This window comes from Streptomyces sp. NPDC048481 (assembly GCF_043200075.1).
GTDB lineage: Bacteria > Actinomycetota > Actinomycetes > Streptomycetales > Streptomycetaceae > Streptomyces.
Window position 1 is genome coordinate 486,189 of the sequence record NZ_JBICXC010000005.1, and the last position, 25,028, is coordinate 511,216.

General features: G+C 72.8%; 28 protein-coding genes. 4 read left to right on the forward strand and 24 right to left on the reverse strand.

The genetic code is table 11. The features are described 5' to 3' along the window. Positions 1–3: 3 nt before the first annotated feature. Entirely contained in the window at positions 4–1,134 is a 1,131-nt protein-coding gene (locus ACGFSH_RS19105) for an FAD-dependent oxidoreductase (RefSeq protein WP_393349890.1), read from the reverse strand. 53 nt (positions 1,135–1,187) lie between these two features. Here ACGFSH_RS19105 and ACGFSH_RS19110 point away from each other — a divergent pair, with 53 nt between their 5' ends. Continuing rightward, positions 1,188–1,907, forward strand: a complete 720-nt coding sequence (locus ACGFSH_RS19110; protein WP_393349892.1) for a TetR/AcrR family transcriptional regulator — start codon at positions 1,188–1,190, stop codon at positions 1,905–1,907. A gap of 16 nt (positions 1,908–1,923) precedes the next feature. Here the strand turns inward: ACGFSH_RS19110 and ACGFSH_RS19115 are convergent, their stop codons facing one another. The 7 genes from ACGFSH_RS19115 to ACGFSH_RS19145 all read right to left on the reverse strand — a co-directional run bounded on the left by ACGFSH_RS19115 (position 1,924) and on the right by ACGFSH_RS19145 (position 10,930). Next, a complete protein-coding gene (locus ACGFSH_RS19115) occupies positions 1,924–2,565 on the reverse strand; it encodes an SMI1/KNR4 family protein (protein WP_393349894.1) in 642 nt (213 codons plus the stop codon). Further along, complete coding sequence (locus ACGFSH_RS19120) at positions 2,562–3,086, reverse strand: hypothetical protein (RefSeq protein ID WP_393349897.1); 525 nt, start codon at positions 3,084–3,086, stop codon at positions 2,562–2,564. The genes ACGFSH_RS19115 and ACGFSH_RS19120 overlap by 4 nt, the downstream gene beginning before the upstream one ends. Before the next feature lie 77 nt (positions 3,087–3,163). Then, positions 3,164–5,326 carry a HelD family protein gene (locus tag ACGFSH_RS19125; RefSeq protein ID WP_393349900.1) on the reverse strand — a complete coding sequence of 721 codons (2,163 nt, stop codon included), beginning with the start codon at positions 5,324–5,326 and terminating at the stop codon, positions 3,164–3,166. 99 nt (positions 5,327–5,425) lie between these two features. Next, positions 5,426–6,055 (reverse strand): TetR family transcriptional regulator, encoded by a 630-nt coding sequence (locus ACGFSH_RS19130; protein ID WP_393349902.1) that lies wholly within the window; start codon positions 6,053–6,055, stop codon positions 5,426–5,428. Positions 6,056–6,575: 520 nt separating this feature from the next. Continuing rightward, complete coding sequence (locus tag ACGFSH_RS19135) at positions 6,576–8,699, reverse strand: phosphotransferase family protein (protein WP_393350072.1); 2,124 nt, start codon at positions 8,697–8,699, stop codon at positions 6,576–6,578. 594 nt (positions 8,700–9,293) lie between these two features. Further along, a complete protein-coding gene (locus ACGFSH_RS19140; protein WP_393349904.1) occupies positions 9,294–10,052 on the reverse strand; it encodes an HAD family hydrolase in 759 nt (252 codons plus the stop codon). Beyond that, positions 10,052–10,930, reverse strand: coding sequence for a winged helix-turn-helix domain-containing protein (locus ACGFSH_RS19145; RefSeq protein WP_393349906.1), 879 nt, complete (start codon positions 10,928–10,930; stop codon positions 10,052–10,054). Before ACGFSH_RS19145 ends, ACGFSH_RS19140 begins: the two co-directional genes overlap by 1 nt. Positions 10,931–11,083: 153 nt before the next feature. On the opposite strand from ACGFSH_RS19145, the gene ACGFSH_RS19150 reads away from it, so the two are divergent. After that, complete coding sequence (locus ACGFSH_RS19150) at positions 11,084–11,278, forward strand: hypothetical protein (RefSeq protein WP_393349908.1); 195 nt, start codon at positions 11,084–11,086, stop codon at positions 11,276–11,278. Here ACGFSH_RS19150 and ACGFSH_RS19155 read toward each other — a convergent pair. Together ACGFSH_RS19155 and ACGFSH_RS19160 are read right to left on the reverse strand one after the other, a co-directional pair. Continuing rightward, the gene (locus ACGFSH_RS19155; RefSeq protein ID WP_393349910.1) at positions 11,268–12,176 is read right to left on the reverse strand and encodes a winged helix-turn-helix domain-containing protein; all 909 of its coding nucleotides are present in this window, start codon (positions 12,174–12,176) and stop codon (positions 11,268–11,270) included. The genes ACGFSH_RS19150 and ACGFSH_RS19155 overlap by 11 nt on opposite strands. A gap of 430 nt (positions 12,177–12,606) precedes the next feature. Next, positions 12,607–13,173, reverse strand: a complete 567-nt coding sequence (locus ACGFSH_RS19160) for an aerial mycelium formation protein (RefSeq protein WP_393349912.1) — start codon at positions 13,171–13,173, stop codon at positions 12,607–12,609. Between the two features lie 159 nt (positions 13,174–13,332). Here ACGFSH_RS19160 and dtd point away from each other — a divergent pair, with 159 nt between their 5' ends. Beyond that, on the forward strand, positions 13,333–13,758 hold the full coding sequence (gene dtd / locus ACGFSH_RS19165) for a D-aminoacyl-tRNA deacylase (RefSeq protein ID WP_393349914.1): 426 nt from the start codon (positions 13,333–13,335) through the stop codon (positions 13,756–13,758). Positions 13,759–13,766: 8 nt separating this feature from the next. Here the strand turns inward: dtd and ACGFSH_RS19170 are convergent, their stop codons facing one another. The 6 genes from ACGFSH_RS19170 to ACGFSH_RS19195 form a co-directional block, all read right to left on the reverse strand. Further along, entirely contained in the window at positions 13,767–14,732 is a 966-nt protein-coding gene (locus ACGFSH_RS19170) for a YgfZ/GcvT domain-containing protein (protein WP_393349916.1), read from the reverse strand. 10 nt (positions 14,733–14,742) lie between these two features. Next, positions 14,743–15,234 carry a Fur family transcriptional regulator gene (locus tag ACGFSH_RS19175; protein ID WP_393349917.1) on the reverse strand — a complete coding sequence of 164 codons (492 nt, stop codon included), beginning with the start codon at positions 15,232–15,234 and terminating at the stop codon, positions 14,743–14,745. A gap of 16 nt (positions 15,235–15,250) precedes the next feature. Then, a complete protein-coding gene (locus ACGFSH_RS19180) occupies positions 15,251–15,826 on the reverse strand; it encodes an FABP family protein (RefSeq protein ID WP_393349919.1) in 576 nt (191 codons plus the stop codon). A 244-nt stretch (positions 15,827–16,070) separates the two neighbouring features. Further along, positions 16,071–17,003 carry a hypothetical protein gene (locus ACGFSH_RS19185; RefSeq protein ID WP_393349921.1) on the reverse strand — a complete coding sequence of 311 codons (933 nt, stop codon included), beginning with the start codon at positions 17,001–17,003 and terminating at the stop codon, positions 16,071–16,073. After that, positions 17,000–17,983 (reverse strand): hypothetical protein, encoded by a 984-nt coding sequence (locus ACGFSH_RS19190; RefSeq protein WP_393349923.1) that lies wholly within the window; start codon positions 17,981–17,983, stop codon positions 17,000–17,002. Before ACGFSH_RS19190 ends, ACGFSH_RS19185 begins: the two co-directional genes overlap by 4 nt. After that, a complete protein-coding gene (locus tag ACGFSH_RS19195) occupies positions 17,980–18,744 on the reverse strand; it encodes a hypothetical protein (RefSeq protein ID WP_393349925.1) in 765 nt (254 codons plus the stop codon). The genes ACGFSH_RS19190 and ACGFSH_RS19195 overlap by 4 nt, the downstream gene beginning before the upstream one ends. 101 nt (positions 18,745–18,845) lie before the next feature. On the opposite strand from ACGFSH_RS19195, the gene ACGFSH_RS19200 reads away from it, so the two are divergent. After that, positions 18,846–19,208 carry a DsrE family protein gene (locus ACGFSH_RS19200; protein WP_351360564.1) on the forward strand — a complete coding sequence of 121 codons (363 nt, stop codon included), beginning with the start codon at positions 18,846–18,848 and terminating at the stop codon, positions 19,206–19,208. Positions 19,209–19,252: 44 nt separating this feature from the next. On the opposite strand, the gene ACGFSH_RS19205 is transcribed toward ACGFSH_RS19200, so the two are convergent. From ACGFSH_RS19205 to ACGFSH_RS19240, 8 genes are all read right to left on the reverse strand, one after another. Continuing rightward, positions 19,253–19,525 (reverse strand): DUF3099 domain-containing protein, encoded by a 273-nt coding sequence (locus tag ACGFSH_RS19205; protein WP_393349927.1) that lies wholly within the window; start codon positions 19,523–19,525, stop codon positions 19,253–19,255. Positions 19,526–19,604: 79 nt separating this feature from the next. Then, the gene (locus ACGFSH_RS19210; protein WP_007382995.1) at positions 19,605–19,892 is read right to left on the reverse strand and encodes a DUF1416 domain-containing protein; all 288 of its coding nucleotides are present in this window, start codon (positions 19,890–19,892) and stop codon (positions 19,605–19,607) included. 78 nt (positions 19,893–19,970) lie between these two features. Next, complete coding sequence (locus tag ACGFSH_RS19215) at positions 19,971–20,810, reverse strand: sulfurtransferase (RefSeq protein WP_393349929.1); 840 nt, start codon at positions 20,808–20,810, stop codon at positions 19,971–19,973. A gap of 143 nt (positions 20,811–20,953) precedes the next feature. Then, positions 20,954–21,037, reverse strand: a complete 84-nt coding sequence (locus ACGFSH_RS19220) for an Ms5788A family Cys-rich leader peptide (protein ID WP_350818853.1) — start codon at positions 21,035–21,037, stop codon at positions 20,954–20,956. 260 nt (positions 21,038–21,297) lie between these two features. Next, positions 21,298–22,035, reverse strand: a complete 738-nt coding sequence (locus tag ACGFSH_RS19225; RefSeq protein WP_393349931.1) for a DUF2993 domain-containing protein — start codon at positions 22,033–22,035, stop codon at positions 21,298–21,300. 184 nt (positions 22,036–22,219) lie between these two features. Beyond that, positions 22,220–23,524 carry a hypothetical protein gene (locus ACGFSH_RS19230; RefSeq protein WP_393350074.1) on the reverse strand — a complete coding sequence of 435 codons (1,305 nt, stop codon included), beginning with the start codon at positions 23,522–23,524 and terminating at the stop codon, positions 22,220–22,222. 295 nt (positions 23,525–23,819) lie between these two features. Next, a complete protein-coding gene (locus tag ACGFSH_RS19235; protein WP_329411339.1) occupies positions 23,820–24,074 on the reverse strand; it encodes a MoaD/ThiS family protein in 255 nt (84 codons plus the stop codon). 67 nt (positions 24,075–24,141) lie between these two features. After that, the gene (locus tag ACGFSH_RS19240) at positions 24,142–25,017 is read right to left on the reverse strand and encodes an alpha/beta hydrolase family protein (RefSeq protein WP_393349934.1); all 876 of its coding nucleotides are present in this window, start codon (positions 25,015–25,017) and stop codon (positions 24,142–24,144) included. Between the last annotated feature and the right edge of the window lie 11 nt (positions 25,018–25,028).

Genomic DNA, 25,028 nt, shown 5'->3' on the forward strand with positions numbered 1-25,028 from the left:
CGATCAGGACGGTTGGACCTCTTCGAACTGGGCCAGGGCTTCGGCGGGGTCGGGACTCACCAGGCGTTCCAGGCCGGCCGTCGTGATACGGGCCCACTTGGCTGCTCGTGCGCACATCCGCTCCTCGAAGGCGCGGACGGCGCGGTCGAGGTCCGCGGGACTCGCGGCGGCGGCGAGCGCCTCGGCGAGTTCGGCGCCGTCCAGCATCGCGAGGTTCGCGCCCACGCCCAGCGGGGGCATCAGATGGGCGGCGTCGCCCAGGAGCGTCACTCCGGGGACGTGGGTCCAGGAGTGGCCCACGGGCAGCACGTGGAGGGGGCGGTGGGCGAAGGCGGCGCCGTGGCGCAGGAGGTCGAGGACGGGATCGGCCCAGCCGTCGAACAGGGCCAGCAGACTCGACCGCACGGCCTCGGAGTCGGCCGGGTCCAGGTGCGCGTGCCGGTCCAGCGGCGCGCGGAACCGGGCGTACACCTTGACGTGGCCGCCGCTGTTGCGCTGGGCGACCAGACTCCGGTTCGCGCCGTACGCGGCCACGGAGCCGTCGCCGATCAGCCGGGCGAGGCCGGGGTGGCGGGTGTCGACGTCGTCGAGGGAGGTCTCGACGACGGTGATGCCGGTGTAGTGGGGCGTCACCGCGGAGACCGCCGGGCGGGTCCGGGACCAGGCGCCGTCCGCGCCGACGACGAGGTCGAACGTCTCCTGGCGTCCGTCCGCGAAGTGGACCCGCGCGCCGCTCCCGGCCCCCGGCTCCGGCGTCACGTGCGTCACGCCCCGCCCCCACCGGACGTCGAGAGGGCCGAGCAGCAGGTCGCGCAGTTGCCCGCGGTCGATCTCGGGGTTGGCCCGCTCGTCCGGGCCGGGCCGCCAGTCGCGCAGCACGTTCCCGGCGGCGTCCAGGATGCGCATGGCCTGCCCCTCGGGGCGGCACAGTTCCTCGAACCGCGCCAGCACTCCCGCCTTTTCCAGTGCGAGCCGGCCCAGCCCTTCGTGCAGGTCGAGCGAGCCGCCCGGAGGGCGGGCGTCGGGTGCGGGGTCGCGTTCGAGGACGGTGGCCGGGTGGCCGAGGCGGTGCAGGACACGGGCGAGGGTGAGGCCGCCCGGTCCGCCGCCGACCACGGCGATGCGATGTCTCATGTCGATACACTGTATTGACGTAAGACGACGTATCACAAGAGTACGGTGTGGCCATGACTGTCTGGGACCGGCCGGAGCCGCCGACCCGCCCCGTGCCGCTCGACCGGGAGCGGATCGTCGCGGCCGCCGTCGCGCTGGCCGACGCGGGCGGGCTGGAGGCGGTGTCGCTGCGCAAGGTGGCCGCCCGGCTGAACGCGGGGCCGATGCGGCTGTACGGATACATCTCCACCAAGGAGGAGCTGTTCGACCTCATGGTGGACGCGGTGCAGGCCGAGATCCTCCCCGAGGAGCAGCCCGGCGACTGGCGTGAGGCGCTGAGCGGCCTCGCCCACCGCACCCGGCAGGCCGCCCTCCGCCACGAATGGCTGGCCGACCTGCTCGGCGGCCGCCCGAGCCTCGGCCCGAACGGCCTCGCCGTCACCGAGGCCACGCTGGCCGCCCTCGACGGTCTCGCCGACGTCGACACCGTCATGCGCGCCGTGGAGACCGTCGGCGCCTATTTCACCGGCGCGATCAGGCGCGAGATCGCGAACCTGCGGGCCGAGCGTGCCACGGGCCTGTCCAAGCGCGACTGGCAGCGCGCCCGCGGCCCCCATGTGACGAGGATGCTCGCCACGGGCCGCTTCCCGGCGCTGGCCAGGGCCGTGCACGAGGGCACGGACGTGGACGCGCAGACGTCCTTCGCGACCGGCCTGGACTGGGTCCTCGACGCCGTCGGCGCCAGACTCGCCCGTCCGGCCGCCCCCGGCCCCACCGGCGTGACGCCCGCCTGAGCGGTCCACGAGCGCTCTACGAGCGGACGTCCCACTCGACGCAGGTCCTGCCGGAGGCGTGCTCGAAGGTGACCGGCCAGTAGTAAAGGAACGGGCTGCCCGTCTCCAGAGCGTCCGTCACGGCGCCGACGAATTCCGTCAGGCTCACGCCCCAGAGGGTGCCCTCCAGATCGCCGGAGCCGATCCCCATCTCGTACACGTGCCCGTACGTGGGCCCCGGCCGGTGGTCGACGAACGCGACCCCTCCGTCGTTGGGGAGCGCGAACGGAACGCAGAGCCCCAGATGACCGGCGACGTCCTCCTCGTCCCACAGATCGGCCTCGTCGTTGTCCTCGGCGACGTCCACGAGGATCTCGTGCCTCGACGCGATCTCCGCCGTCGAGGCGAGCCGGTGGCCCAGCGGCAGGATGTTGCCGGCCGGGAAGACGCCCTGCTCGGATCCCCTGTTCCATTCGGGCTCGACCACACCGTTGTGCCGCTCCAGCAGCCGTCTCAGCTCGGGATGCAGGGCGAAGCCCAGCCGCCGCTCCAGCTCGGCGAGTTCGGCGGACGTCGCCGGCGGACGGAGCGCGGCGTGATCCGCAGGCGACCGGGCGGCCAGCCACGACTCGAACCGGTCCCATGCCTGATCGAACGGAGCGAGGTCTATCGATGTCATGGCGAGAAGATAGACGCCGGGTCCGACAGCGGCGTCCGCCCGGCCGGGCCCGCGATCCACTCCGCCACCGCCGCGAGGTCGGCGGCGCGCAGGGCGTGCGCGGGGCGGACGCGGTGCAGGAGCGCCGGAGCGGGGTGACGGGCGGCCACCCAGGCGCGGTCGGCGTCGGTGATCTCGTCGTCGAGCCAGACGAACGGCCTGCCCGCCGCCAGGGACACCAGAGGACGCGTCTTCCAGTGCACGCCGTCGACCGGTGGTTCGGCCGGTGACGTGTCCTCGTCCGGCCAGGCGGCCACCGGCAGCGCCGGGAGCCCGAGCCGGGGCGACAGGAGCGTGTTCGCCTCGTCCCCCCAGGTCGTGGCCCAGGTCAGCTCGCAGCCCAGCGCGAGCAGCCGGGGTCCGAGGGACGGGTCGAGGCGGGGCAGCAGGGGGTGTGCGGGCGAGGGCGGCCCGTACTCGGGGTGCGGGGCCGTGCCCCCGAACGGGATCAGCGTCCCGTCGACGTCGAGGAAGAGAAGCATCACCGCCCAGCATGCGCCGCGCCCCGCCACCCGTCCGGCGTAACCCCGAAGAGCCACGCGGAGCGCACCACAAGGGCTCACCGCTCCCAGGGCAGGGGACGGTCGTGGACGATCTCCAGGCGGGTCACCGCGCGGGTGAGCACCACGTAGAGGCGGTTCAGGCCGCGCTGCTCGGCCTCCGCGACCGCCGCGGGTTCCACGGCGACGACATGGTCGTACTCCAGGCCCTTGGCGAGGGTCGCCGGGACGACCGTCACGCGGGCGGCGGGGTCGTCCGGGCCGCAGGACGGCAGGCCGGCCGCCGTGAGCGCCTCGCGGACCGCGGCCGCCTGCGGGTCCGCCGCGATGACGCCGACCGAGCCCTCGTGGGCGAGCGCGTCGCGCACGGCGGCGACGACCGCGCCGGACAGGTCGCCGTGCGCCCGCCGGACGCGCAGTTCGCCGTCCCGGCGCAGCGAGCCGGCCCGCGGCACGTCGACGTCGAGGCGGTCCAGCACCCGTCCCGCGAGGGCGAGCACGGCGGCCGGAACACGGAACCCCATGGTCAGCGGGACGATCGTGGCGTCCGGCTTGCCCAGGTGGGACATCTGCACCCGCCACGAGGACGCCGCCCACGCGGTGGTGCCCTGTGCCAGGTCGCCGAGGACGGTGAGCGAGCCGAAGCGCACCCGGCGGGCGACGGCACGGCACTCCATCGGCGAGAGGTCCTGGGCCTCGTCGACGACGACATGCCCGTATCCGCGGGGGTGCGCCAGGAGGCCGGCCACCTCGTCGAGCAGGACGAGGTCGGCCGCCGACCAGCGCGCCGACTTCGGCGAGCGGGGCGGGCGCGGCCAGAGCAGGGCGCGCTGCTCGTCCGGGTCCAGCAGTCCCTCCGCGGCCCGGGCCAGCGCCTCGGCGTCCGTGAGGAGGCCGGCGACGACCTCCTCGGGGCGCAGCTTCGGCCACACCGCTTCCACGCACGCGCTCACCGGCCGCGCCCGCTCGACCCGGCGGGTCCAGGCGGCCGGGCGCGGCCCGCTCCGGCGTTCGGCCAGCTCCTGGACCCGGCGGACGATCCGGCTGCGCACCCGTTCGCGCCCGGTCTCGTACGGGGGCGCCTCGGCGAGCACGTCCGTGACGATCTCCGCCAGCGCGCGGCTCCCGACGCGCCAGCGGTAGGAGCCCTCCGGGACGAAGAGGTCCTCGGCCCGCCCGGCCGCCACCCGCCCGTACACCGCGCGACGCAGCACCTCGGCCATGCGCGGGTCGTGCTTGACGGCGGCGGTGTGGTCGGGGTCGGTTCCGGTCGCCCCGTGGCGGCCGATCTCGTCGTGGAGGGTGGACTGCCGTACGCCGGTCTCGCCGAGGGCGGGCAGCACCTCCGCGATGTAGGAGAGGAAGGCGCGGTTGGGGCCGAGGATCAGCAGTCCGCCGCGCTGGACGCGCCGCGGGTGGGTGTAGAGCAGGTAGGCGGCCCGGTGCAGGCCGACCGCGGTCTTGCCGGTGCCGGGGGCGCCCTGCACGCACACCGACTCGGCGAGGCCGCCGCGTACGAGGTCGTCCTGCTCGGGCTGGATGGTCGCGGCGATGTCCCGCATGGGGCCGACGCGCGGCCGTTCGATCTCGCGGGCGAGGATGCCGCCGTCCCCCGCCGGCAGCCCGTCCCCGGGCGCGACGGCCCCTGCCCCGCGCTCTCCTCCGCCTCCGTCCTGGCCCACGGACGCCTCGGCCCCGAGGTGCTCGTCCTCCAGGCCGGTCAGGTCGGCGGAGTCGCCCCGGCTGCCGGGGGCCCAGCCGAACCGGCGGCGCACGGCGACGCCCTGCGGGTCGCGGGCGCTCGCCTGGTAGAAGGCCCGCGAGACGGGCGCACGCCAGTCGACGACGAGGGGCGGGGCGGCCGGGTGCTCGCTGATGCGCAGCCGGCCGATGTGCTGGGCCAGTCCCTCGTGTTCGCCGCCGGTGCCGTGCGCGAAGTCCAGCCGGCCGAAGAACAGGGGGCCCTCGGGCAGCTCGTGCAGGGCCTTGGCGTTGCTGCGCAGCCGGTAGCCGAGGACTTCGGCGTCGGCCCCGGAGGCCGACACGTCCTCGCCGGTGACGACCTGGAGGTCGGCGCCCTCCACCATGGCGGTGAACGCGGCCCGGCAGGCGTCGTGATGGGCGCGTTCGAGCAGCAGGGCCGCGCCGAGATCCTGCGGGGCGGGGGCCTGACGCGGGTCGGGGCAGGTGGCGTGCTGAGGGGCTGGCTCGGGTGCCGTCATACCGACCAGGATACTGAATAACGTTACCGAGTTACATTTTTTACCGAGGTGGTCGGTCTCCCGCGTCGGACCCGGCGGGCCCGGCCGCGGCGCACGGCGTCAGGCGAGCCCCGGCAGTCCCGCGCCCAGCACGTCGAAGGCCCGCTCCGCCGCGGCCACCGCGTCCGCCCGCACGTCCGCGGGGCGCTCCCCGGCCGCCACCCGCCGCCAGTTCTCCTCGGCGAGGATGCGCCGTACGGCGACGATCTGGCCGGACGCCAGCCGGGCTTCGAGGGCGGTGGGCAGGTCGTCCGCGAGGGCCTCGGCGAGGGCGGCCTCCGAACGCGCCAGGTAGCCGTACAGCCGGGCGACCAGCGAAGGGGTGCCGTAGAGGAGGTCGTAGAAGGCCCGCACCTGAGGGTGGTCGTTGAGGCCCGTGACGGGGTCCTCGGCCGCCAGTCCGTCCACGAAGTGCCGGCGCAGGGCGGCCAGCGGCGCGACGCCCTCGGCCCGCCCGGCGACGACGACGCGGGCCGACTCCTGCTCGTGGTCGGCGATCTGGTGCAGCACCAGGTCCTCCTTCGCCGGGAAGTAGCGGAAGAGGGTCGGCTTGGAGATGTCCGCCGCCGCGGCGATCTCGGCGACGGAGACCGCGTCGAAGCCGCGCTCCAGGAACAGCCGGACGGCGACCTCCGACACGGCCCTGCACATCCGCTGCCTCTTGCGCTCACGCAGCCCGGTCTCACTCATGGGCCGAGCCTACGGCGACGGCCACCCACGAAGTCGGCGCGACCGACGCGCCCGCGTGCGCAGGGCAGCGCGGACGGGGGGCGTGGGCGCGGGCGGGGGTCGTGCGCGCGGGCGGCGTGCCCTGCGCAGGACGGCGCGGACGCAGCCGCACGCGCCGACGGGGGCCCGTCTGCCCTGCGCGGGCGGGGGCCGGACCCCGCCGGCAACGCAACCTGGCGGCGGCCTGGACGGGCGACGGCCACCGGATCGGCGTGACCAGAGCCGTGCGTGAGGACGGCCCCGTCTGCCCTGCGCGCGGGACCGACACACGTGACGCTGTCGACGGCGCGCGGCGGCGCGCGGCGGCCGCCTTGAGGGGCGGGCCAGCCGGAGCCCTACGGGCCCGGGGCCGGGCGCCGCTCCGAGCCACCACCCGGCCCGGACCGAGCCCACACACCCGGCCGGACTGATCCACGCCCACGCCACGCCCGGCCCGGCCCGCTCCGGTCCGGTCCGGCTCAGGTCGTCATGACATCCGGATCTAGGCCAGCGCTCGGGCGAGGTACGGGTTCGCCGTCGCGGGGACGGTGAGGCCGAGGGAGGCGGTGGCCGCCGCGAGGGTGTCGGCGTAGGAGTTGACGGCCCGGCGGACGTTGGGGGCGTCCAGGCTCGACCTGGTCGCCAGGCGGTCGAGGTCGATGTACGCGGAGCGGACGATCTCGAGCCGCCGGTAGACGACCCAGTCCTTCCCCCAGTCCCGGGTGTACCGGGGGTCCAGCCCGCGCTGCCACCGCAGGAACATCCGCTCCCTGATCTCCGGTCTCGTCGGCGTCAGATGCATGTGCCGGACCAGGTCGTAGAGCGGGTCGCCGACCAGGGCCATCTCCCAGTCGATGATCGTCAGGGCGAGGGCGTCGTCGCGGCGCACCAGGTTCCACGGGTTGAGGTCGCCGTGCAGGAGGGCCGGAGCCCGGCGGCTCACCCGGTGCCCCGACAAAATCTCGCGCAGGCGCCGTTCGTCGGGAAGGCCCAGGGTCCGCGCCAGTTGGAGCGACCTCTTGGGCAGGTCCCGGACCAGACCGACCAGCTGTTCCTTCAGCCACTCGGAGAAGTCGACGTGTCCGGCCTGGGGATCGATCGACGCGTGGTCCACCCGGGCCAGTTCGCACAGCTGGTCGACGAGCGCGTCCGCCTCGTGCGGCAGCAGACCGTTCACCGGATGGACCGGCGGCCGGTCGATGTCGGTGCCCTCGTAGGTGTGGACGCTGAGCTGGTCGTTCGGGTAGCTCACGCCGAGCGCGAGGACCTCGGGAGCCGCCACCCGGACGCGTGACTCCTGGATCGCCTGGAGGACGGCGTGCTCGCTCAGGTACCTCGGCTCCCGGCGGGACACGTCGGGCAGTCTGCGCCGCACGACCACCGCGGTGCGCGTGCCCTGCACCCAGACCACGGAGTTCAGGTGGGCGGTGCCCTTGAAGACCCGGTGCGCGGGAGCGGCGCCTTCCGCGAGGAGGGCCTCCCGCACGGCGGAGGACGGGAAGCGGGGATTCTCGGGCAGCCGCGGATCGGGCTCCCAGCGGAAGGCCTTGGTGATCCAGCCGCGGCCCTTCACCACGCGGTCGCCGCGGGACGCCAGCCACCGGAACAGGGCCCGCCCGATCTCGTCGTCCGCCGGGACGTTCCTCAGCCGCAGGGGCTCCGCCGCCTGGCGCAGCGCGCGGCCCACCTCCATCGTCGCCTCGTCGAGACACTTCTGCGTGAACGACTCCTGAAGGGACCGCGCGGCCCGCATCACGTCGGCGTAGAGGGACTGCGCCCGCTCGAAGCCGAGGTAGTGCGGGAGGTCTTTGGCGAGGCCCTTCGTCGCGCTGGGCCGGCAGTCGCGCATGGCCTCGGCCCACGCGTCGATCACCTCGTCCCACTGGCTGTCCGGGTAGCGCATGCGCACCAGGTGGGTGGCGAGGTCGTGCAGGGGGTCGCCGTAGGTCGCCAGTTCCCAGTCGACGCAGACGAGCGGCGGGTCGCCGTCGTAGGAGACGATCAGGTTGTCCCGGTGCAGGTCCGCGTGGAGCAGGCTGAACGGCCGCCGGGTCATCGCCGGCACCCGCTCGGCCAGTTCGAGCAGAGCGTCGCCGGAGACGCCGAGGGCCTTGAACAGGCCGCCGTATTCGGGCCAGTTGGGCTTGCGGATCTGTTCGTCGGCGCAGTGGGCCAGGGCCTTCAGGAAGCCCTGACTGTCGCTGTGGTCGGCGGGCCAGGACGCCGGCAGGGGCGGCAGCGCCGCCCGGCGCACCCGCGTCATCTGCGCCAGCAGTCCCGCGAGCGTTTTCATGACCAGCGTGTCGACAGGCTTACCGTTTCCGCAGATCGTGGAGAGCGGCACGCCTTCCACATAGCTGTGGACGGAGTAGTCCGGCGTCCTGACCAGGCACGCGGGCGCGTGCGGCAGCACGCCCTGGAGGGCGTCGAGGATCGCCGCCTCGTTCTGCCACGTCCTGATCACCACGGGCAGCGCGTCCCGGCGGCGCACCCGCACGGTGACGGGCGTGCCGGGCTCGCGGCGCAGCCGCCGCGCCACCTCGCCCGTCAGCGGCAGAACGAAGTTGCGGTTGTGGTGGCCGCTGTACGCCTGCGTGGACTCCGCCGCCCGTACGAAGGCCCGCAGGACGTCCGACGTGTCCTGGGCGGCTCGTTCCCCGAGGTGACGTGGGGGAACAAGGTGGTCGACCACTGGCCGCTCCGGATACTCGCACTGGGCATGTTGGGGCAAACGGTAAAGGGACCGCGCGACCGGAGCGATGCAAGTGAGCCAATGGGTGGTGTGCCACTCATCCGCGTCAGGCCGTCCGAGACCGGCTGGTTCGCTGTCTCATACGTATGGACGGGAGCGATTGCTCGCGCGATTCGACGCATGCTAGCGCAGCCGGAACGGCTGAAAGGGCGAGATGGGTGGAGACGGGGTCGAGCCGCGCCTGCCGGGCCTGCGCGAACCCGCCCCGGGGGCGACGGGGTCGCCACCGTCGACCTGGTGGGCGGGCGCGGCGCCGCGCCCGACGCCGACGGCGGCGGTCTCCTCGTCCGGGAAAGCGTTCGACCGGCCCGGCCCGGACGCGCCGGGTCTGCTCGCCCTTCGGCCCCAGACGTGCGACCCCGTCAGACGGCCGGCTGCGTGGCGCGTGCGGGCCCGCCGCGCCACGGCGCACACGCCCTCGACGCTCACGTCCCGCCGCACAAGGCCCCGGCGATCGAGCTCCGGCGCTCACACCCCCGTGTTCAGTCGCCTGAACGCTTGCAGGACCGGTTCCAAGGACGACACCACCCGGGTCGCGCCCGCTCCGCGGAGCAGTTTCTCCTTGCGCTCGTTGCGCGCGTAGCCGAGGAAGGGGACGCCCGCCTCCTGTGCGGCCAGGAAGTCCGAGGGGGTGTCGCCGATCATCAGGGCGGTTCCGGGGGCCGAACCCGTGGCGCGCAGGGCGAGGTTGAGGCAGTGCGGATGCGGTTTGAGGTGGCGCAGTTCCTGGGTGCGGCCGTAGACGTGGGGGGCGAAGCAGGAGGTGAGACCGCGGGTCGCCAGGTAGGTGGTGACGACGTGCGGGGAGTTGTTCGTGGTGATCGCCAGCCGCAGGTCCAGGGCGGTGAGGGTGCGTATCAGCGGGTCGGCGTACGGGGTGGGCATCGCCGTGGCGGTGGCTCTCAGCTCCTCTTGAGTGAGACGTTCCTCCAGCTCGGCGACCAGGTCGCTGCCGGGACGCAGACGGTCCACGGCGCGCAGGACGACGTGCGGGTCCAGCGACTCCCGCTCGCTCTCCGTCAGCAGGTGGTGCAGGCCCCGGCCTTCGAGCCACTCCACCAGTCCGTCGGCCACGCTCTCCGCCGAATGCCCGGCGAACAGACGGCAGATCGGTCCGTCGAAGTCCCACAGGACGACGCGCGCGCCCCTGATCGCTTCCCGCAAGTCCGCCGCCTCGGTCTCGGTGTCGGGGGTCGAGTGCTGGGTCTGCTGCGTTTCAGAAGTCACTAGGAGAGTGTCAGGTCCGTGGTGATGGTTTCCCAGAGGGCGTCGAACCACTTCTGGGATTCCTCCACGAACGCGGCGTCGCGCTGACCGGCCGCCTTCTCGAAGGAGAAGAGCAGCGACTCGGTGCCGAGGACGTCGTACATGTCGAGGGTGCCGGTGTCGGTGGACTCCTCGCGCCGGGTGACCATGTAGTACGCCATCAGCGCCTCCCGGCCGTTGAGGAGGTACAGCTTCACCGGCGGTGTGAACGGCAGCGCCCGGAACGTGATGCTGACGTCGATGCCGTGCGAGCGCAGCGTCTGGAGGTTGTGGCGCAGGACGTGTCCCTGGGCGTTGCGCATCGCCAGCCAGCGCTGGTGGACGGGGTCGTCGTCGCCGCGGCCGTCGACCGGGACCGGGAAGGCGAGGCTGATGTCCCGGGACGGCAGGAGGATGCGGACGTCGATGCTGGCGGGCTTCAACTGGCCCCCGTGGATCAGCCGGAGGGGCTCGCCCAGGGCCGGGATGAGACTCTCGGCCGTGAGGCAGGCGGCGTCGATGCGCACGTGCGGGACGGAGAAGGCCGCGGTCAGGCGGGGGGCGAGACCGACCATGGTGGGCTGGGGCTCCTCGGGGCCCGTGGCCGGCGGCTCCGCGATGCGGGGCGGGCTGCCCTTGCTGACGCCGGCGAGCAGCCCGTCGTCCTGGAGCGCCCGCAGCGCCTGGCGCACCGCGCCACGCTCCACGCCGAACTCGTCCGCCAGCTCGGCCTGGGTGGGCAGCCGGTCGCCGGCCTTGAGATCCCCGACGCGGATGCGCTCGCGCAGGACGTCGGCGATCTCCTGCGGAGAGAGCCTGCTGCTGCCGTTCACTGCCACGTTCTCCTGGGTCACGACCAAACGCTACAACTCCGATCCATCTGACGGGAGTTGTTTGAAAGTTGTTTAGCAGTTGCTGCCAAGTGGGGACAACATAGTCATAGTTGGTTACCAACTTGAGCGAGTTGGCGGAAGGTTTGCCTCCCGCTCCCACTCTGGAAGGGGGGAACCACCATGCCCGTCCTCGCCCTCCTCGGCGCCGTCTTCGTCGTCGGCGTCGAGCAGACCATCCAGTGGAAGTACGGCACCACCGGCGCCGTCGGCCTGCTCCTGCTCAGCGTGGGCGTCAAGGCCAAGAGCCCCGCCCTCAGCACGGTCGGCGCGGTGATCCTCGCCCTCCTGGCCACCGGGCCAGCCGTCAGCTCGTGAGGACCAGATCCGAGCTGATCGTGTCCCACAGCGCGTCGAACCAGCGGCGCGACTGGTCGACGAACGTCGTGTCACGCGGTCCGGCGCCCCGCTCGAAGGCGAACAGCACCGACCGCGTGCCTTCGGCGTCGTACATGTCCATGTTCTCCTGCCCCACCGTCTGCTCCCCCCGCCGGACCGTGTAGTAGGCGAACAGCGCCTCCGTCCGGTTGAGCAGGTACAGCTTGACGGGCGGGGTGAAGGGCAGCGCGCGGAAGGTGACGTGCACGTCGATGCCGTGCGTGGAGCGCAGCGTGAGCAGGTTGTGCCGCAGCACCTGGCCCTGGGCGTTGCGGTGGGCCAGCCAGCGGCGTTGCAGCCGGGCGGTGGCCGAGGCGTCCACCGGCGACGGGAAGGCGAGGTCGATGTCCCGGGAGGGCAACAGGACGCGGACGTCGATCTTGGCCGGTTTCAGCTGCCCCGCGTGGATCTGCCGCACCGGTTCGCCGATCGCGGCGGTCAGCGAGACCGCGGTCAGACAGAGGGCGTCGACCTGCACGTGCTCGGCCGCGAAGGCCGCGGTCACGCGGGGCGGCAGGCCCGCCATGGAGGGCTGGGGCGGCGCCCCGGGGCCGGCCGGGGGTCCGGGCGGGCCCGGCTGCCCCGCGACCGTCGCCGGGCTCCCCTTGGAGACGTTGGTCAGCAGCCGCTCCGACTGCAGAATGCGCAGGGCCCGGCGCACGGCGCCGCGGTCGACGCCGAACTCGTCCGCGAGCCGGGCCTGCGTGGGCATGCGCTGCCCCGGCCGCAGCACGCCGGAGGCGATACGGGCGCGCAGCTCGTCGGCCACCTCGCGAGGGGAGCGCCGCGACGGCTCCGCTCCCCTCCGCCCCTTGACGGAGGCATTTTCCGTCTCCACGTCCGCACACTACAACTTCCCGCCATCTTTGGGCAGTTCAAAGAGAGATGGTTATAGGACGCTTCCAAGCGGACATAACTACAGAGAAGTTGGCTGCCAACTTCAACAACGTGGTCAAACTTCCAGACGGTTGGCCGGTCGGGCTTCCTTCCGGAGGGGAGCCGGGAGCCCGAGCACACGGCGCCGACGCACAGCCACAACTGAACACCGCCCGCACAGCCACAACTGAACAGCATGCGCACAGCCACAACTTCACAGCGAACGCACCACCACAACCGAACAGCTTCAGCTACGGACGGACCACCTGCCCACCCCGCCGAGAGGAGCCGTCGTCAGCACAGGTCCGGGCACCCGGGACATCCCGGCCCCGGCGTTCGCGGCAGGGCGTCGACCCCCCGGGCGGCGCCCTCTCGTCCGTCCGCCCCCACCCTCACACCAGCAGGTCCTCGACCTGCGCCTCCCCCTCCCGGTACCGCCGCGTGATCTCCGCGCCCGACTCGTCGGCCGTACGCTGCAACCGCTGACGCCGGCTGGAGACCTGCTGCTCGTAACGCACCAGCCGCCCCATCGCCTCGTGCAGCTCGGGATCGGTGCGCGCGTCGAGATCCGACAGCTCGACGTCGGCCAGCATGTCCGCCGCCAGCCGCCGGTACTCCTCGCTGTGCGGCGTGCCCAGCGTGACGTGCCGCGCCGAGGAGCGGTGCCGGGCCGGGGCGTCGGTCAGGATCTCCGACAGCCGCTCCACCACGGACGCCGCGCCCGACGGCGAACGCCGCGCCAGCTCCGCGCGCAGGATGTCGATCCGGCCCTGCAACAGCCGCCGCACATAACTGAGATCGGCCTCGTCGCGCTGGGCGTCCCGGCGCAGGGTGCGCAGCTCGGGCAGGCTCAGCCGGGCCAGTTCGTGCTCCGGAGGCTCGACGGGCAGCATGGTGCCGTCGGTGCGCTGTGCGGGCGGCCGGTGTGTGACGGGCCGCCCGGTACTCGGTGTGCTCATATGCCTCAACCGTCCCCTCGACCGGCGTGTGGAAAGCATCGTGCCACCCCAAGTGGCCGCTTTGTGACCGAGTCCCCCCGAACGGCCCCAGACAGGGGCTTAAGGATCGAAAATGGGCCCCGCGCGAGGACCGGACGCCCACCCGGCATCATGGTCCGCATGCGAGCGGTGGTGCAGAGGGTGGACGGCGCGAGCGTCGTCGTGGACGGCGAGACGGTCGGCGGGATCAGCGGCGAGGGCCTGTGCGTCCTGGTCGGCGTGACCCACGAGGACACGAAGGAGACGGCGGACCGGCTCGCCCGCAAGCTGTGGTCGCTGCGCGTGCTGCACGACGAGAGATCGTGCAGCGACATCGACGCCCCGTTGCTGGTCGTCAGCCAGTTCACGCTGTACGGGGACGCCCGCAAGGGCCGCCGCCCCACGTGGAACGCGGCCGCGCCCGGCCCCGTGGCCGAGCCCCTCGTCGACGAGGTCGTCGCCCGGCTGCGCGCCCTGGGCGCGACGGTCGCCACGGGCAGGTTCGGCGCGCAGATGCGCGTCTCCCTGACCAACGACGGCCCCTTCACCGTCCTGATCGAGATCTAGGGCCGGTCCTACGGCTCGACCACGACCTCCTGCGCGGCCGCCGTCGTGTCCGCCATCAGGGGGGCGTCGACCGGCACGTTGCGCTTCACCAGGGCCAGGGCCACCGGGCCCAGCTCGTGGTGGCGGACGGACGTGGTGATGAAGCCGATCTTGCGGCCGTCGGGATCCTCGTCGCGGACGCGGAGCTGAGTGCCGGCGGGCGGCAGATGCACCTCGCTGCCGTCCAGGTGCAGGAAGACCAGACGGCGGGGCGGCTTGCCCAGGTTCTGCACCCGCGCGACCGTCTCCTGCCCGCGGTAGCAGCCCTTCTGAAGGTGCACGGCCGTGGCGATCCAGCCCAGCTCGTGCGGGATCGTGCGGTGGTCCGTCTCGAAGCCGAGGCGCGGGCGGTGCTGCTCGACGCGCAGGGCCTCGTGGGCGAGGATCCCGGCCGGCGGACCGGCCTGCGCCGCGAACGGCTCCAGATCGGCGCGCGGCAGGAACAGGTCGCGGCCGTACGCCGTCTCACGGACGACGACGCCGTCCGGCACGGGCGTGATCGACCCGGCCGGGAGATGCACGACCGCGGTGTCCGCCGTCCGGTCGGCGACCTCGACCCGGTAGAAGAACTTCATCGACTCCAGGTAGGCGAGCAGCGCCTCCCGGGTGCCGGGCTCGACGTGGGCCCAGACCGTCGCGCCGTCGTCCACCAGGTACAGCGCGTGCTCGATGTGACCGTGCGCGGACAGGATCAGCGCCTCGGTGGCCTGGCCGGCCGCGAGGTCGGTGACGTGCTGGGTGAGCAGAAGGTGCAGCCAGCTCAGCCGGTCCTCGCCGGAGACGGTGACGACCCCGCGGTGCGAGAGGTCGACGAAACCGGCGCCGTCGGCCAGCGCGCGCTGCTCACGGAACAGGTCGCCGTAGTGACCGGCTACGTCTTCGTCCACGCCCTCGGCGGGAACGGCGCCGGGCAGGGACAGCAGAGGGCTCTTCATGGGCCCAAGCCTACGACTCGGTGATCGAACCCCTGGCAGCCGAACCCCCGACCGAACCGGCCCCCGGTCCGGCGGAACCCCGGGCGCAGTCCCGGCAGCGGCCGAAGATCGCGAAGTGCTTCATGTCCGTCTCGAAGCCGAACGTCTCACGCAGCTTGGCCGTGAACTCGGCGGCCACCTTGACGTCCGCCTCGATGACGTCGTCGCAGTCCCGGCAGACCAGGTGGATGTGGTGATGGCGATCGGCCAGATGGTAGGTGGGCGCGCCGTGCCCCAGATGCGCGTGGCTGACCAGCCCCAGCTCCTCGAGCAGCTCCAGCGTGCGGTACACGGTCGAAATGTTGACCCCCGACGCCGTCTTCCTCACTTCCACGAGGATGGCGTCGGGGGTCGCGTGCTCCAGGGTGTCCACGGCTTCCAGGACAAGCTGGCGCTGCGGCGTCAGCCGGTAGCCGCGCTGCCGCAGGTCGCTCTTCCAGTCAGTGCTTTCAGTGCTCACCACACCCAAGAGTCTAGGACTACTTGAAGAAGGCGATCCCGTCGTCCGGCATGTCGTCGGGGAGGGCCTTCGCCCAGCGTTCGACGTCCTCGGGGGTGACGACCTTCTTCAGGTGGGCCGACATGTAGGGGCGCAGCTCGACCTCGGGGGTCTGCTTCTCGCCGACCCACATGAGGTCGCTCTTGACGTAGCCGTACAGACGCTTGCCGCCGGTGTACGGGCCGGAGGCGGCCGTGCGGGCCACCGCGTCCGTGACCAGGTCGATCTGCGGCTTCTTGTCGGCCAGCTCGCCGTACCAGATCTCGACGACGCCGTCGTCGCGGACCATCGTCACCTCGACCTTGCGGCCGGCGTCGATGCGCCAGAAGCCGGACTCCGACTCCAGGGGGCGGACCTTCTCGCCGTCCTTGTCCAGGACCCAGGTGCGGGAGTGGTACTCCAGGAAGTCGCGGCCGTCGTGGCCGAAGGTGACCTCCTGCCCGAAGTTGCACTTCTCCGACCCGGGGAAGTCGTGCACGCCGGCGCCCGCCCAGCTGCCGAGCAGGAAGGCGAGGGGGACGAGGTCCTTGTGGAGGTCGGACGGAATCTCGATCATGAGTGGCAGTTCCTGGACTGGTAGGTCAGCGCTGGCCCTGGTACAGCTTCTTCACGGTCAGACCGGCGAAGGCGAGGACGCCGACGCAGACCAGGACCAGCAGGGATTCGAAGAAGATCTCCACGGGGGCTCCTCGGATGAGCGTGCTTCGGGGTGCGTACGACTCGGGACACGTACGACAGGGCCGGGCCCCAGCTTACGCGGCCGGGCCCCGGCCCTCCCTGCGAGGTACGCCTGGCGGCCCTCAGTTCAGCAGCCGGCTCTGCAGGGCCACGGTCTGCTGGAACGGCACGGCCGCCGCGACGCCCCTGCGGGACTGCACGACGAGGGCGACGACGTCGCCTGCGTGCAGATAGGCCTGCCGCACGTGCTGCGCGCCGTACGGCTTCACCTCGTCGTAGGCCTGCCGCGTGACGTTCCGGGAATCGGCGGCGACCGGGAAGTCGTCGTCGAACCTCGTCTCGGCGGCGCCGCGGACCGGGTACACGGGACCGTTGAACTCGGTGAGCTCGGCGTAGACGCGCGCGGCCATCGCGTCCGTGGGGAACCGGAGCAGGTAGACGCCGGTCCGGGTGCCGTCCTCGGTGGTCCAGCCCCGGGCCGCGATGTGCCGCAGTCCGGTGTCGACGAGTTCCTGTCCGACGTGCGCGCGGTCGTCCTTCTTCTCGAACACGGGAAGGAAGTCCTTCGCCGCGAGCCAGCCGTCGTCGCCGAGCAGTGCCGGGTCCTGGGTCGCGCCCTCGGGCGCGGGCACGCGCAGCGCACGCAGGTCCGCGTAGTGCACGAGGCCCGGGTTCTCCGTGGCGAACGGGGACGGGCTGCCGGAGGGCAGCGGCGCTCGCTCGAGCTCGGGGTAGTCCCAGCGACCGTCCGAGGCGGTGGCGAGACCGGGCAGGTCCGTGCGTTCCATGCGGGTGATCCCGTATGCCGTCCCGGCCCCCAGCGCGGCGAACACGGTGACGACGGCGGTCCAGCGCAGGACGGCCCGCAGCGCCCGGCGGTCCTTGGGGGCACGGGCCGGGGCGTCGGGGGCGGGAGTCTCGCCGGGGGCTGCGGCCGCCGGGGGCGGCGGGGTGTCGTTCCCGTCGGCGCCGTCCGTCGGTTCGGGCCGCGGTCGCGGGTCCTCGGACGGCTCCGGCGCCTGCCGGGGCTGCGGTGCGGTGCGCTCGGTGGTCATACGGCCTGTCCCGGGTCGTCGATACGGTCGAGTTGTGCGGCGAAGAACTTGGCGACGAACGCCCCGTCCACCGGGTCGGGGGCTGCCGCCGAAACGCTGACCAGGACGTCTCCCACCGCGGCCGTGCAGAGCGCCGCCGCCACGTGCTTCTTCTTGCCCTTGGGGCTGAGGAAGCACCGTGCGTCCGGGTGGCCCTCGATCTTCGGACCCTTGCGGAAGACGTCCACGGCGGCGACGAAGCCGTTGAAGTTCGTCACCGAGCGGCGCACGGCGGTCCGGCTCTCCAGCCGCGAGAGGGTGACGTCGAAGACGAAGCGGGTCGGCTCGCCCTCGGCCTCGTCCGGCCTGACGGCGGTGTAGCTGCGCATCGCCATGCCCTTGACGTGATCCTTGTCGATCAGCTTTTCCAGCTTCCGCCGGGAGGCGCTGGGCATGTCCTTGACCGCCTCCTTGCGCAGGGCCGTGGCCTGCGCACCGCTCAACTCCGCGTCGGAGCCGAACTCGGCCCGGTCCGGACCGCGCTGGTAGCCGTCGGTGCCGAACGGCAGCATCAGCGCGCTCAGTCCCCGCCGGGCTGCGCCCGCACCCGCCTCGGGACCGCCCTCGGCGGGGGTGGCGGGAGGCTCCCAGGTGGGCCTGCCGGGCGCGCGGTCGGCGTCCTGGACGGTCACGACGGTGTAGCCGGCGGCGCCCAGCACCGCGCAGGCCAGCAGCGCGGATCCGGCCACGGCCACGAGACGGCCGCGCCGACGCGCTCCGGTGACGGGCTCCGCGGCGGCGGGTTCGGGGACATCGGGACCGGCGACGACACGTCCGGGGGCCACTGGGGCGGTGACAGCAGGGCGGGCCACAGCCTCGGGAGTCTCCCGGGTCTCGGAGGCCTCGGAGGCCTCGGAGGTCTCGCCGGTCTCGCTGGTCTCGCCGGTCTCGCCGGTCTCGCTGGTCTCGCTGGTCTCGCTGGTCTCGCTGGTCTCGCTCACAGCATTCCCATCTGCCGCGCGGCCAGGTCCATGATCTTCGCCTTCGGTACGGGCTTGCTGTCGTAGATGCGGACCTCCATGTAGACGTCCCCGCGCCAGGCGTGTGCCTCGGCCGAGTACATCGGGAGGTAACCGGGCTTCCGTTCGGGGGTGTCGTGCACGTACGCCATCCCGTTGTCCTCCCCCGTGCCGGGAAGGGGCCAGCTGCGGGTGTCGTCCTCGTCCTCCGCCCAGTGCCGCCCGTTGTCCGCCCACCCGGACGCCGCCGGACCGTTCTCCTGGCGGAACTGCACGAGGTCGATCACCACCTCGTAGGTCTCGCCCACCGTCCACGAGGTCGTGGCCGCCCGCCGGAACTCGTCCTCGACCAGACCGTTGAAGGCCCCGATCGGCTTCTTGTAGTACTCGGCGTACGTGGTCAGGTCGACCCAGCCGTCGGCGCCCAGCGCGGACCGGCCGGCCTTGGCTCCCTTGGGCCGCTCGACGAGCAGCTTGCGCAGGTCGCCGTCGGTCCTGACCCGGCGGTCCCGCGCCGCCGACAGCGGTTCGACCTCGCCCTCGGCCTGGCCGACGACCGGCTGGGACAGCGACGGCAGCGCGGTGGGCGCGCGGCCGGCCTGGATCACGTATCCGGTGCAGACGCCCGCGACGATCCCGAGCACGGCCGCCCCGGCGATCATCAGCGTCGTACGGCCACGGGGCCGGGGGCCGGGGCGAGCCCTGACCGGCTCGGCCTCGTCGACGCTTTCCGGACCTTCCACGACATCCCCCTCAGAAGTGTGTAGTGCGCATGCGTCGCGCGTCGCACAGGAGACCCGTGGTGATCACCGGCAGTTGTAAGGGAGTTGATTACGATTCAGGCATGGCGAAAAAGCTCGTGATCAAGGTGACGGCGGGGGCGGACGCTCCCGAGCGGTGCTCGCAGGCGTTCACGGTGGCGGCGGTGGCCGTGGCCAGTGGCGTCGAGGTGTCGCTGTGGCTGACCGGGGAGTCCGCGTGGTTCGCGCTGCCGGGGCGGGCCGCGGAGTTCGAGCTGCCGCACGCGGCCCCGCTGCCCGATCTGATCGACTCGGTGCTGGCCGGCGGCCGTCTCACGCTGTGTACCCAGTGCGCGGCCCGCCGGGACATCACGGAGAAGGACGTCATCGAGGGGGTGCGGATCGCCGGCGCCCAGGTGTTCGTGCAGGAGGCGCTGGGGGACGAGACGCAGGCGCTGGTGTACTAGCGGCGCCCGACGCCCGGTGTCAGAGGGCGGCGCGGCCGGGGGGGTCAGGGGCGGTCGCGGGGGCGGCGGTGCTTGCCGTCCAGCTCGTCCCACCACTCGTCGGACTTGGGATCGCCCGAGGGGTCGTCCCACCAGCGGTCGTCGGGGCCGCGCCGGTTGGCGACCATCGCGGCGACCGGCGGGATGAGCATGGCCACGACGCACATGCCGACGGCCGCCGGCACCGACCAGAGGCGTACGACGGCCCAGGCCAGCACGAACAGCGCGATGCAGGTGCCCATCATCGCGAAGTACACGTGCCGTCGGCGGGCCAGCATGCATCCAGGGTAGGCCGGGACACGGCGAAGGGCCGCGTCCCGGGCGTCCAACCCGTGGGACACGGCCCTCGCCGGTCGGTCAGACCGCGATCGCGACCTCCGCGAGGCCGCCCTGCTGGGCGACGACGGTGCGGTCGGCGGTGCCGCCGGGGACGAGGGCGCGCACGGTCCAGGTGCCCTCGGCCGCGTAGAAGCGGAACTGCCCGGTGGCGGAGGTCGGGACCTCCGCGGTGAACTCGCCGGTCGAGTCCAGCAGGCGGACGTAACCGACCACCGGCTCGCCGTCCCGGGTCACCTGACCCTGGATGGTGGTCTCACCGGGCTTGATCGTCGAGGCGTCCGGGCCGCCGGCCTTCGCTCCACACATGTGCTTCTCCAGAGATGTCTGACCGGAAGGCCGGTCGGGTTCGCTTCTTGTCCGTTCGCCCGCTGGGGCGCGGCCTGGTTACTTGTTGGCGCCGAGCTCGATCGGGACGCCGACGAGGGAGCCGTACTCGGTCCAGGAGCCGTCGTAGTTCTTGACGTTCTCCACGCCCAGCAGCTCGTGCAGCACGAACCAGGTCAGGGCCGAGCGCTCGCCGATGCGGCAGTACGCGATGGTGTCCTTGGCCAGGTCGACCTGCTCGTCGGCGTAGAGGGCCTTGAGCTCGTCGTCCGACTTGAAGGTGCCGTCGTCGTTGGCGTTCTTCGACCACGGGATGTTGCGGGCGGACGGGACGTGGCCCGGACGCTGCGACTGCTCCTGCGGCAGGTGCGCGGGGGCGAGCAGCTTGCCGCTGAACTCGTCGGGCGAGCGGACGTCGACCAGGTTCTGCGAACCGATGGCCGCCACGACGTCGTCGCGGAAGGCGCGGATGGCCTTGTTCTGGGGCTTGGCCTGGTAGGAGGTCTCAGGGCGCTCGGGCACCTCTTCGACCAGCTCGCGGGCGTCCAGCTCCCACTTCTTGCGGCCGCCGTCGAGAAGCTTGACGTTCTCGTGGCCGTAGAGCTTGAAGTACCAGTAGGCGTAGGAGGCGAACCAGTTGTTGTTGCCGCCGTAGAGGATCACCAGCGTGTCGTTGGCGATGCCCTTCGCGGACAGGAGCTTCTCGAAGCCCTCCTGGTCGACGAAGTCACGGCGGACCGGGTCCTGGAGGTCCTTGGTCCAGTCGATCCGGATCGCGTTCCTGATGTGGTTCTTCTCGTACGCGGAGGTGTCCTCGTCGACCTCGACGATGGCGATGTCGGCGTTGTCGAGGTTGGCCTCGACCCAGTCGGCGTCGACCAGGACGTCGCTGCGGCTCATGCTTGTTCTCCTCCGGGGCAGTTACGGCGGGGGTGTGCAAGAAAAAGTGAGGGTGCGCGGCCGGGGCTCGCCGGCGGGCGGCGCGCACGGATGCCCTCGGTTCGAGGGCGCCGGGAGGCGCGGAAGGCCGGCGGCGCTTCCGCTCAGAAGGGGCGACAGAGCATGGCGGCGACGCGGCACAGGTCTACTGCCCGCCGCTTCGTGAGATCCGCCTGTCGCTGCATCATGTCGTCGATCGTAGGGACGGACAGGCTGCCATGTCACCAACGCTCCGCATAGTGAGACGCGATCGTCCGCATGTCGGGACACGCAGAGCGCCCGGGCCGTGGGGACACGGGTTCCGGGCGCTTGTAGCGGTCGTCACAGTTGAGGGGCGGACTGCCCCGTCTCGCCTGTCGGACGTTCGCCGTCCAAGGCGGTGCGCGGCCCGTCCGGGGCCGGCCGCGCGGGGCGGCCGTGGGCGGACAGGAGCCGACGTCGGTCGGTTCTACCCGGCCAGCCTGACGTTCGAACCCTTCACCGTGATGTCCACGCCGTTCTGCGCGGCGACCACCTTGTCGAGCTTGATGCCGCCGGGAAGGTCGTCGATCTTCTGCTGGAAGTCGGTGATCGAGCGCACCTCGTTCTCGGCGGCCCTGACCCCGCCGAAGCTGGGCAGCGAGTCGGCGTGCACGCGGACGGTGTCGCCCTCGACGGTGACCGTGCTGAGCACGTAGACGGGCTGCGGCAGCCTGGTGCCGAGCACGGTGGCCTGGACGGCGACCTTGATCTTGCCGTTGCCGCCGTCGGAGAGGCCGATCACGTTGGCGGTGACGCCCCGGACCACCTGCGTCGGCTGGGACTTGGCCGTCTTCAGCAGCTCGGCGTACGTGATGGACGCGGTGCCGGTGGCGCTGGAGGCGGTGGCGGAGCTGTAGTCGCCGGAGAACTCGACGCCCTTCATGTCCGCCTGGAGGTCGTCGATGCGGATGGTCCGGCCGCCGGTGCCGGTGGCCGCCTCGTAGTCGCTGATGCCGATCTCGACGTCGTCCAGCGAGCCGCCCACGACCTGGGTGAGGAACGGGAAGCCCTTGATGGACACGTCCGGCGTGGCGGCCAGGCCCTCGCGGGACTTCACCTTGTCGGCGACCTCGCCCTCCGCGAAGTTCACGGCGAGGCGGTCCGCGAGCACGAACAGGCCGCCCAGGACCACGACGACGACCAGCAGTATTCGAAGCGCACGCATGCGGCAGTTCCCCCACCCGGATGGCCTGAACGGTTCACGGTGAACGGTCCACTGCGGCCGGTCCACCCGGACCGGCCGGTTCTCGTTGACAACGGTTCAAGGTAACCCGGCACGCACCGGAGGCCGTCGGATTGTCGATCACCTGTGACAGACCCCCGACGCCTCCGTCCGCGCGCGGGCGCCTTTACGCCAGCACCCGTCCCAGCACGTACACCGCCGGGGCCGCGGCGGTCAGGGGCAGGGCGACGCCCGCCGTGAAGTGCACGAAACGGGAGGGGTAGTCGTAGCTCGCGACCCGGTGGCCGATGAGCGCGCAGACCGCCGCGCCCGCGCCGAGCAGCGCGCCGCCGGCGCCCAGTCCGGTCATCCGGCCGACGGCGATGCCGGCGCCGGCCGCGGCCAGCAGCGCCACCACGACGGAGGCCGGGGTGGGCAGCGGCAGCGCACGGGCCAGTACGGCGACGGCCACCGCGGCCGCGCCGACCGTCACCGCGTCCGGCTCGGCGCCTAGGTGGCCCGTGGCCAGGACGGCCAGGGCGGAGGACGCGACGGTCGCCATCAGCCCGTACATGCGCTCGTCGGGGTCGGCGTGCGAACGCAGTTGCAGGACCAGGCAGAGCAGCACCCAGACCCCGAGGGTGCCCAGGATCGCGGCGGGCGCGTGCTCGCGACCGGCCGCGAGGAGGACGACGTCCGAGACCAATGCCCCGAGGAAGGCGAGCGCGATGCCCTGCCGGGCCGGCCACATGCCGTTCAGCCGGAACCAGCCCGCAGCAGTGACGGCCTGGAGCGCCACGAGCGGCACGACGAGGGCGTAGGAGCCGATCGCGGCCGTGCCGGACAGGAGCAGGCCGAGGAGCGCGGTGAGCGCGGCGGGCTGCATGCCCGGCTCGATGATCGGCGAGCGTCCCTCCAGGCGGGCCCGCTGGGCGTCGGTGACGCGGGCGTTGCCCGCGAGGGTGGCGGGCCCGTAGGTGGGTCCGGAGGTCGGGGAGTCCGCGGCCGGCGCGGGGGCCTCCTGGCGCGGGGCGGGGGTCTGCCGGGCGGCGCCCGCGGAGCCGTGCTCCGGCGGCAGCGGCGCGGCGGCCGACGGGACGCCGTACGCCGGGGCGTACCCCTGTCCCTGGCCGTGATCCTGACCCTGGCCCCGACCCTGGCCGTGATCCTGGCCCTGACCGTGGTCGTGGGCGGGACCGCGGCCGTGACCGGTGTCGCCGCCGTACGCGAAGGCGCCGTCGTGGGCCGGGGCGACGCCGTACCCGGAGGGGTCCGTGCGGGCCGCGGCGACGCCGTACCCGGGGTCGTTCCCGTACCCGGACTGCGGGTCGTTCCCGTAGGTGGACTGGTCCCCGTAAGAGGGTGACCGGTCGCCGTAGGCGGGCTGCGGGTTCCCGTAGGACGCGTGCGGGTTCCCGTACGCCGGGCCGTCGTCGCCGCGGGCCGGAGCAGGCGTGCGGGACGGGTCGGCCGCGGTGACCGGCTGCTGCACGCTGGTCTCCCAGGTCTGGCCCTGCCACTGCTGGGTGTGATGGAGGTGCGCCTGCGGGTCGTCGTACCCCTGCTGCTGCCCGGGCCATGCCTGCTGGGCCTGCTGCTGCTGGGCCTGCTGCTGGTGGGAGTGCTGGGGCTGCGGCTGCCGGCGGGCGTGCGGGTCGTAGCCCTCGTGACCCTCGTAGCTCTCGCGGCTCTCGTCGCCGCCGTGACCGTCGTGGCCCTGGTAGCCCTCGTAGCCCGGGTGGGGGCGGTCCCCCTGATAAGAGGCGTCGTACGGCTGGTCGGTCATCTCACCCTCCTGCGAACGGCGGGAGCACCTCGACCGTGCCGCCGTCGGCCAGCCGTACCGTCTCATGTGCGCGGGTGCCCACGGGGTCACCGTCGACGAGGAACGAGCATCGTTGCAGGACACGCACGAGTTCGCCGGGGTGTCGCTCCCGCGCGGCGGCGAGCGCCTCGGCGAGCGTGGCCGCGTCGTGCGGCTCCTCGGCGACTCCGGCCGCGGCCTTGGCGGCCGCCCAGTAGCGCACCGTGACCTTTGCCATCTCGTTCCTCATGTCCGTTCGTCACTTCGCGTCTCGGTGGCCGGCGCGTTGGCCGGCAGGGCCCAGGCTAGCCCGCCCGTGCGACCGCCCAGTCCGCGATGCGGGCGAGCAGGCCGTCGTCCGCGGCGTTCTCCGCGTGGCCCATGCCGTGCTCGAGCCAGAGTTCGCCGTGTCCGTCGGAGGCCTCGGCCAGCATGCGGGGGTGGTCGAGGGGGAAGTAGGCGTCCCGGTCACCGTGGACGATCAGCAGCGGGGTGGGCGCGATCCCGGGCACCGACTCGACGGGGGACGGCGGCACCGGGTTCCACTCCCGGTGATGGATGCGCGTGCGGAACCCGTAGCGGCCGACCAGCCGGCCGGCCGGGCGGGTGACCAGCCAGTGCAGGCGGCGCATGGGAGCCGTGCCGCGGTAGTACCAGCGGGCGGGCGCGCTCACCGAGACCACGGCGTCCACGGCCTCCCCGGGCAGGGCCGCGTGCCGCAGGACCACGGAGCCGCCCATCGAGAAGCCGACGGTCACCACGCGCGTGTGCCCCAGCGAACGCGCCCAGGCGACGGCCGCGGCGAGGTCCAGCACCTCGCGGTCGCCGATGGTGGAGCGTCCGCCGGAGCGGCCGTGCCCCCGGAAGGAGAAGGTGACGACGGCTCCGCGCCGGGCGAGGACGGCGGCCGCCCGCCGCAGGTGCGGGCGGTCCACGTCACCCGTGAACCCGTGTGCGACGACGAACACCGGGCGGGAGGCGGCCGGCCGGGCCGCGTCGGCCGAATCCGCCGAATCGGCCGAATCCGCCGTTTCGTATACGGCCTCACCCGGTTCGTATACGGAATCGAGCGGAATCCCGTCGGCTGTGGTCAGAAACGTCCGCAATGGTGCGCACCCGCCCGTCTCGGAATGCGGACGAACGGTGGAACGCGCCACACGACCTGCCGGGCTCCTGCTCATGTGGGCTATTC